Below are 7,488 nucleotides of genomic sequence, written 5' to 3'. Positions count from 1 at the left end.
GCGGGTAGCGGGTAGCGTCTGTAGAAATGTCGAAGTTATTTCAGGACAGCTCCCAAGTAGCTGGCCATATGGAATCGAAGATTTCTGGCTACTGTGGGCTGGTACTTTGCGAGGCACAACGGAGGGAGCATAGCTGTAAGCGCCCGTGGCGAGGATTGCGAGAAATTGAAGCTAAAAATTGCTGATTCTGAAGAGAATGGCGGAGCTGTTTGACGAAGGAGCCGGAATTTTTAGACCAATTTGCTGCCACCGCAGTAGGGCAGTCTATTCTCAGACAGCCTCCTGGTTCTCATCCAAAAACTCTAGCCCTTGGGCCGCCCAGGCTACAGAGATTTAATGCGTTATAAATTTTTCCCTGACTTAACCCCGGCTTACCCTGTGAAGAAAATAAAAAATCTTTTCCCCAGTGACAAAAGGGAGAGTTTCACAGTTTGCCAAGTTTGTCTCTGGCATTGTCAATATGGTTTAGTAGTGCATCAAATTTTTTAAGGCGATCTTGATCCAATAGTGCATTCAACGTACCTTTTTTTAGAAGTACAAGAGCTTCGCCAAATACCTTGTAAACACCTGTTACTTTGGATTTGGCATCAGCTGGAACGACGCCATTGTCCAGGTCTTCAGCGATTCGGTGCAGCTTTTCAATGTCATTAACCTTGGTACCAAGCTGAAGAATGTTAAAACGTTGCTCACTACTTGTTTTTTCTCGCTCTTGCAAATAAATTAACAAGCCCTCGAATACTTTCTCTGCTTCCAGCAAATCAGTCAGGAGAGCTTTAAATTTCACAATATTTAATTTGCCTTGCCCTGCCTGATCTGACGCAGTTACAGAAGTAGCTGTGCTGACAGCTGGCTCTGACACACTGTCAACTGTTCGTTCTCTGACCGGTTTTTCATAGACCCCCTCACTTTGTTCCCCAAGTCCAGATGACCCAAAAAGATACGTTTTAACGGAAGAAATTACTGAAACTGTGCGATTAAATGCCCATCGAAATGGGTAAGTGATATAATCAAGCGCGGTTTTACAAGCGCTTACCAAGGTGGAAACGACACCTGAAATAGGACTCATAGTTATTACCTTTGTATTTCTAGTCTTTAATTATGTTATTTAGACACCAAATTAAAAGCAAAGTTTAATTTTAGCTAAAATAAAGGCGCTCAATCCTGTTTCGCTGGAACTTATTATTGATTTAATGGCCCAAGTCTCCATTTCTTTATCCAATAAAGGTCAATAATGATTCGCTAATGTCAACAGGTTCGGAGGCGATCAGTACCGATATCCGCAGTACGGTCGTCGGATAACAGTGATCATCACAAGCTTGAGCAAGCCAGGGCTTTCGTCAGAAAAGTTGGCGCAATATTAACTGCACCGAGGCCAAAGCCGGACATAACAAGGTAAAAACAACAGTTGAGGTGTACTTTTTTGATGTGCATCAGCCAATTGAAGATAGCCAGCAGATTCTCATGTCCGATAAAACAGGGGGCAATGGCGATTCAATGCCAGTTACAGGGCGGACCCATGTTTTATCGTTATTCAAAAATTTCTTACCATAAAACCAAATTTGAGTACCATTGCTTATAAAAAAATACTTGGATATTAATTATTGAATCCCCCCAAAACAGAGGTACTTGGTTTCCAGGTACGCTTCCAGGCCTTCCTGTCCACCTTCCCGACCAAATCCGGACTGTTTAACGCCACCAAAAGGTGCCAGCTCAGTGGAAATAATACCTTCATTAATGCCCACCATGCCATAGTCCAGAGCCTCGGCCACCTGCCAGATACGGCTAATATCCCGACTGTAAAAATAGGCAGCCAAGCCATAAATCGTATCATTAGCCTGTTCTAACAGCTCTTCATCATTGGTGAATCGCATAATCGGGGCAACAGGGCCAAACAACTCTTCCCGCAGAAAGCTCATGGAGTGTTGAACATCGGTCAGAACCGTAGGTTCAACAAAACATCCATCCAGGGGTTTACCTCCGGTAACAATCGTTGCCCCCTGCTCGACAGCCAGATTAATCGTCCGAAAAATGCGTTCTTTTGCCTGTACGTCAATCAGCGGTCCAATCTGGACACCGTCCTCCAGCCCACTACCAACCTTGAGACTTTTTACCGCCTCAGTAAACTGGCTGACGAATTGATCATAAATAGCGTCATGTACATAAAACCGATTGGCACAGACACAGGTTTGCCCGGCATTACGGAACTTTGATGCCAGAGCGCCCTGCACGGCCTGAACGATATCAGCATCGTCAAAAACGATAAATGGGGCATCTCCGCCCAGCTCCATCGAGGTATTTTTAATGGTTTCAGCCGACTGGGCGATCAGCCGTCGCCCAACACGGGTAGAACCGGTAAAGGATAATTTTCTGATCACAGGATGATGAGTGAAGAGATCACCGACCTGTTCCGGTGAGTGGTGAACAACCACCTGCAATACATCTTCTGGCATACCCGCCTGTCTGGCCAGTTCTAAAATAGCATAAGCACAGAGGGGCGTCTGATTGGCAGGCTTGACAATAAAGCTGCAACCCGCAGCCAATGCAGGTGCAGCCTTACGGGTAATCATGGCAATGGGAAAGTTCCATGGAGTAATGGCTGCCGCCACACCAACCGGTTGCTTAATGGTCATTAGCCGTCTATCTCCCGTATGCCCGGGAATAGTCGTACCGTATGCCCGCTTTCCTTCTTCTGCAAACCACTGGATAAAAGATGCACCATAGGCCACCTCGCCCATGGCTTCAGCCAATGGTTTGCCCTGCTCAAGCGTCATCAACCGGGCAAGGTCAGCCTGATTGTCCATCACCCGTTCATACCATCGGTACATAAGACATGAACGCTCTTTTGCCGGTCGTTTTTGCCAGAGTTTCTGAGCCAGGCAGGACTTGTTGATACATTGGTCAATCTCTGCTTCAGACTGCCAAGGGATATAACCCACCACCGAGCCATCAGCAGGATTATCAATGGCCAGAGCGTGCTCGCCAGGTTCACACAGAATACTGAGCAACGATTTATTTTTGATGTTATCCATCCACCCGTACCTCTTTACTTACACGACCATATTCCGGATTAATACTGCCGTATATTAAGAGCCGGGATGCAGGTAATAAAGTTCAATTTATTTCTTATTCTTTTATCACCCGGAGTTTAGCCTGATTACTATACACAATCTTCTCCGTATGCCCGCAAAAGATATCAACGGGCGTTAAAAAATATCCTCAGTTTATTGAGGATATCTTGCTTGAGGGGAAATTCATCCATGTTCTGTATTTCGAAAACAGCCCTTTCCAGCGCACCGGGCAAATCGGGATTGTCGCGTTTGGCAAAAAGTAAGCAACTGTTGAAATCATCAAGTTTACGAGGATCTTGGTAGCGATGCTCTTTGAGATGAACGACCTCGTTCAGAATTTGATACTTAAACATATCAGCGTCCAGAAATGCATCATATTTGCAGTTCAGCTCTATGGCCCAATGAGTATCTTTGTCCTCAACAGCTCTTTTTATCAGTGCATCCACAGCCTGCTGGCTCCAGCAACCGCTGCTTTTCAGTCGGTTGTAACAAACGGTTTTAAAATCTCGAAGACGCTCTTGATAGTACTGATCGGGTTTACCTACCAGCTTGTCCAGAATCATGATATTCGCCGCTTTGGCTTCTTGATCAGTGGCAAACAAAGGGAGTAGCTTATCCACCAGATGAAGCTGGTTTTGATCGATTACCTTACCAATCGCCACGTTGAGTTTCTCAGGGTCCATCGTTGCCCGATGGTTGTTCCTGAGTTGGCTTGCCCAGTCTAAACCTATATTACAAAGGGTACTGACGGCGTTTGTCATCGCGGCATTCACGGCACTTTGATTTTTGACACCGTGGTATAGCAGGGTGTTGATAAAATTCATATAATTTACAAAAAAACCGTCAGAATACTGATCATGAATTTCCGCGGAGTATTCCTTTGGCTGCTCGGCAACGGTTTTTAAAATTTCACTCAGGATCTCTTTGCAAGCCGTATTATGTTTGTCGTGTAGACTCAAGATGGATTCCAGATCCGGGATACCTGTTTTCGCTTGATAAGCTTTTAACAGTTGTTCCTGCAATTCTGAACCATTAAGAGAGAAACCATATTGCTCTTTCATGGCTTTTGCTTGATCAAAGTTACCTTTTGCAACATGGAAGTTAAAAGCCTGTTTGAGTACGTTTTCACTGAGTATTTTTGAGTCAATCAGCCTTTTGACTACCCCCCGATTCCGGTTACCCTTGATCTTCAATACTTCCAGGAAAAAATCAGAAACAACTCTGCAAGAGGCATCGTCATAGGTCATTAAATCCAACGCCAGACGAGTTTTATGATCAACAGGGGACGATACATTTAAATTAAATAATTCTGGAAGTGCATCCCCCAGGACTTTCTTTAATTGAGCCGGACTGAGTGTAAACCTGTACCGGCTTTTCAGTTGCCACATTGCGGGAAAGTTATGTGATTTTACCGCCTCGTCCATAAGCTCCATACCGTCAGCCAAAGTCAGGGTGGTTTCATTTGCAGGTGTTTCCATTACTGAGGGTGTTGGGTCCTGAGTTTCGGCCTTTTCACAGTCCCATAAAACGCCCACAACCTTCTTGTTAGCCGGATCACCCTCAGTTATAGCGGTTTTACAGACAGGACAAGTAGGTGCATATTTAAAGTGTACGTCTCGATTAGCAAGTTTAAGGCAGTGCCGATGCCAATTTCTGACACAATCCTGATGCATCAGGTGATTGCACTTGGGCGTTAAGGTAATTACATCTTTATGCTTCCAGGAGTGAGGGGGTTCTTTACCATCAATCGGAATATTACAAATAGAGTCCAGACAAACCGAACACTCGTGTTTCTCTACACCGCATTTCCAGTGGTAAGAAACTGTCATAGTTTACTTCCTCAGTTTTGAAAGTCAGGTTTTAATGCCGTTATTTTTTCGGCGGTAAACATACAGGGGACACCTAGTTGGTATAAGTGTCCCGGTTTTGCAGGTGCGATGAATACATTTTTATCATCCATAACGACTTTATCAATCTCTTGTTGTTCATCATTCCCGGGCAATTGACCCCTGCCATTGATCAAGCATCGGTAGTGACGTGTAATTGCATGTTCATCCTCGACATAAAAGACTTTAGCAACAATCCGGTATTTTTGGATAATATCTTCTGGTGGAAGAGCTGCATCATGGCTAACTTTTCTGAAGGTCAGCTGAAATTCCTCAGTGACATCCTGAGCTAATTTTTCTGTAACTTTTGCCCGGTCAAGGAGTTCGGGGGGCATTTTTGGCTGTATAGTGATCACTTCCGGAATCTCTTCCACCAACAGTACCTGCCGCTCCTGAAGGACATCCCACAAATGGTCTCCTGTTCCGGTCTCTTTTGCCCTGGAGAGAGAGTCCGGGTTGTTGTGTATTGCATGTCTGAAATTATCGCTGTTGATGGTTATTTTCTGATGCATATTTTCTGGCAAGTTCTTTAAAGAGAGGGCATCATCAAGAATCACTTGAATGGAAAAATCATCCCTTTCAGCTTGCTCAAGAGAAACCGGAGCTAAATAAATAAAAGTGTCAGGTTTATCGGTATCTTTTACGGCTGAAACGCCAGAAGCACTCCCCGGGGAAAACCCGGGATTGTCGGTTATCGTTACTATATCAGGGCCCCGCATAATCCGCCGTTCAGTTAACAACCAAAATGCACATTTTTTTAGTTGCTCTTTGGGCATAACTAATTCTAATAGTGGTGCTAAAAATTCTGCTGAATCCTGTTGCGGTAACTTCTTAAGGGGAAAAATCGGTAGGAGATTTTCGTGACCAAGTACATTCTCAGGATAAACATTTTTTTCAGTTCTTGCTTTTTTTGTTTTTTTGGTCAGAAGTTGGATATTTTTAAATTCCGCATACTTTTCATGAAAGTTTTCAAAACCATGAAAAATATCTTCAGAAGCAGACATTGCGCATAGTGTTAATAATAACTCATACACTTTTTGCATTTGCGGATACTGCTTTATGAGATACTGACTTTGCATAGTGACCAGACATTTTCGGATAGCAGTAATTAACAGCCTTGTTTTGGTATTTCTATTTGATTCTTTTCTGAGTAATGTCAGGCACTGTTCAAGCGAGAGATTTTCAAGAGGCGTTGCTTTTTCTTCAGGAATCAGGGGCATGGTCTGCTCATTCTGCCCTTGCCTGACACCTTGAAAGCCACACTCAGCCGTCTGTGATTCCGAGGCAGCTGAAAGCATCTGAATATACGGTGAAACCAGAATTTGCCAGGTTGAAACCGCAGCAAAGCAGGTGTTGCCAAAGTTTGAAAAACCTTCCATAGAATCCAGCGGCTTGAGGATTCTGCCCTGCGGGCGATGAGTAAACAGCTTAAGCAGTCGGTGCTGTTCTTTTTTCTCGGCCATTTGCTGTATGGTTTGCTTATCAATACCAAGGACTGTTTCGACCGCAAGAGTATTGTTTCTCAGGTGCCATAAAACAGGCAGGTAAGCTAACGTTTTTGAGCCTGGGGCGAGTAGCGTTTTCAAGGTAATGGGAATAACATTGAAGTTATAAATAGTCAGGTGGCGGAATTGTAATTGATCAATTTGAGTCCTTTTATCGTATGACCCGGGATTAAATATCTGCCAGAATAATTCTTCACCAAACCTTTGGTAGCATTGCTGCAACAGCGCATGTAGCGCATCGTTCAGACTTGTCAGATGCCCAGGATTTACCGCTGACAGTGTTCTTTCATAGCGATCAAGTGTTTTCAGGGTAATGAAAATTATTTCCTGGATGAGTAATTTTAATCGACCGGGATGCTTATTCCAGAATATATTCGGATGCTTATCCACTATCTTAATCTTACAATCCACATAATCGAGCCAATCTTCATCACTTGTCCATTGATCTCCGTCACTGCAGCATCTGATAATTGAGTGCCTGAATTTACTCCATACGCCTTCTCCATTGATGATTGTATTAAGACTATTTATTATTTCCAAACTTTCGATTTTAAACTCATGTTCAGACTGAGATTTCTTGTCTTGCAGTGCATCAGGTTTTTCTGTCGTCAGGGGCTGCGCATAAACTGTTAACTTTTTATTAGATTTATCTGAAAGGAGGGGCGATATTTGCTCGGGGCTTGATGGTAGCACGCGTTCTCCACATATCATTTGGCTGGTAGCTAAACGCTGGCAAACTCTGGAATCAAGCGTGTCTTTCATCTGTTGTAGATTTGACATACTGCTTGTTTGCCTTAAACAGCATTCCTCATTACTCTTTTTCAATGTACGCTTCGGATAGAATACAGTTGCCGCTTGATCGGAGGAGCGGTGATTTGCACGAAGAAGCAGTTCTTGTGAACTGGAGGCAACATTAGGGCATTCAGGTAACATCTGGTAATCCATATGACGGTATTATTACTGAAATAATAACAACCCGGGAGGCTGTCCGAGAATAGCGCCCGACTGGGCGTCCCCGTAGCGAGGATG

Annotated in this window: 4 protein-coding genes; all 4 read right to left on the bottom strand. The window is 44.0% G+C overall.

Annotated elements, in window-relative coordinates; translation table 11 throughout:
* Window positions 1-424 precede the first annotated feature (424 nt).
* Window positions 425-1,066, bottom strand: a complete 642-nt coding sequence (locus tag KDK14_RS02295) for a hypothetical protein (protein WP_257263404.1) — start codon at window positions 1,064-1,066, stop codon at window positions 425-427.
* A 532-nt stretch (window positions 1,067-1,598) separates the two neighbouring features.
* On the bottom strand, window positions 1,599-3,029 hold the full coding sequence (locus KDK14_RS02290) for an NAD-dependent succinate-semialdehyde dehydrogenase (RefSeq protein WP_257263403.1): 1,431 nt from the start codon (window positions 3,027-3,029) through the stop codon (window positions 1,599-1,601).
* Window positions 3,030-3,193: 164 nt separating this feature from the next.
* Entirely contained in the window at window positions 3,194-4,897 is a 1,704-nt protein-coding gene (locus KDK14_RS02285) for an RING-H2 finger protein (protein WP_257263402.1), read from the bottom strand.
* An 11-nt stretch (window positions 4,898-4,908) separates the two neighbouring features.
* A complete protein-coding gene (locus KDK14_RS02280) occupies window positions 4,909-7,392 on the bottom strand; it encodes a hypothetical protein (protein WP_257263401.1) in 2,484 nt (827 codons plus the stop codon).
* Between the last annotated feature and the right edge of the window lie 96 nt (window positions 7,393-7,488).

Origin of the sequence: Endozoicomonas sp. ONNA2 (assembly GCF_024606365.1) — a bacterium.
Lineage (GTDB): Bacteria > Pseudomonadota > Gammaproteobacteria > Pseudomonadales > Endozoicomonadaceae > Endozoicomonas.
This window is presented reverse-complemented; position numbering and strand designations above follow the sequence as displayed.

Excerpts from the sequence above, each read along its gene's own strand:
- KDK14_RS02295 (WP_257263404.1), bottom strand. The coding sequence starts at position 1,066 with ATGAGTCCTATTTCAGGTGTCGTTTCCACCTTGGTAAGCGCTTGTAAA.
- KDK14_RS02290 (WP_257263403.1), bottom strand. The coding sequence starts at position 3,029 with ATGGATAACATCAAAAATAAATCGTTGCTCAGTATTCTGTGTGAACCT.
- KDK14_RS02285 (WP_257263402.1), bottom strand. The coding sequence starts at position 4,897 with ATGACAGTTTCTTACCACTGGAAATGCGGTGTAGAGAAACACGAGTGT.
- KDK14_RS02280 (WP_257263401.1), bottom strand. The coding sequence starts at position 7,392 with ATGTTACCTGAATGCCCTAATGTTGCCTCCAGTTCACAAGAACTGCTT.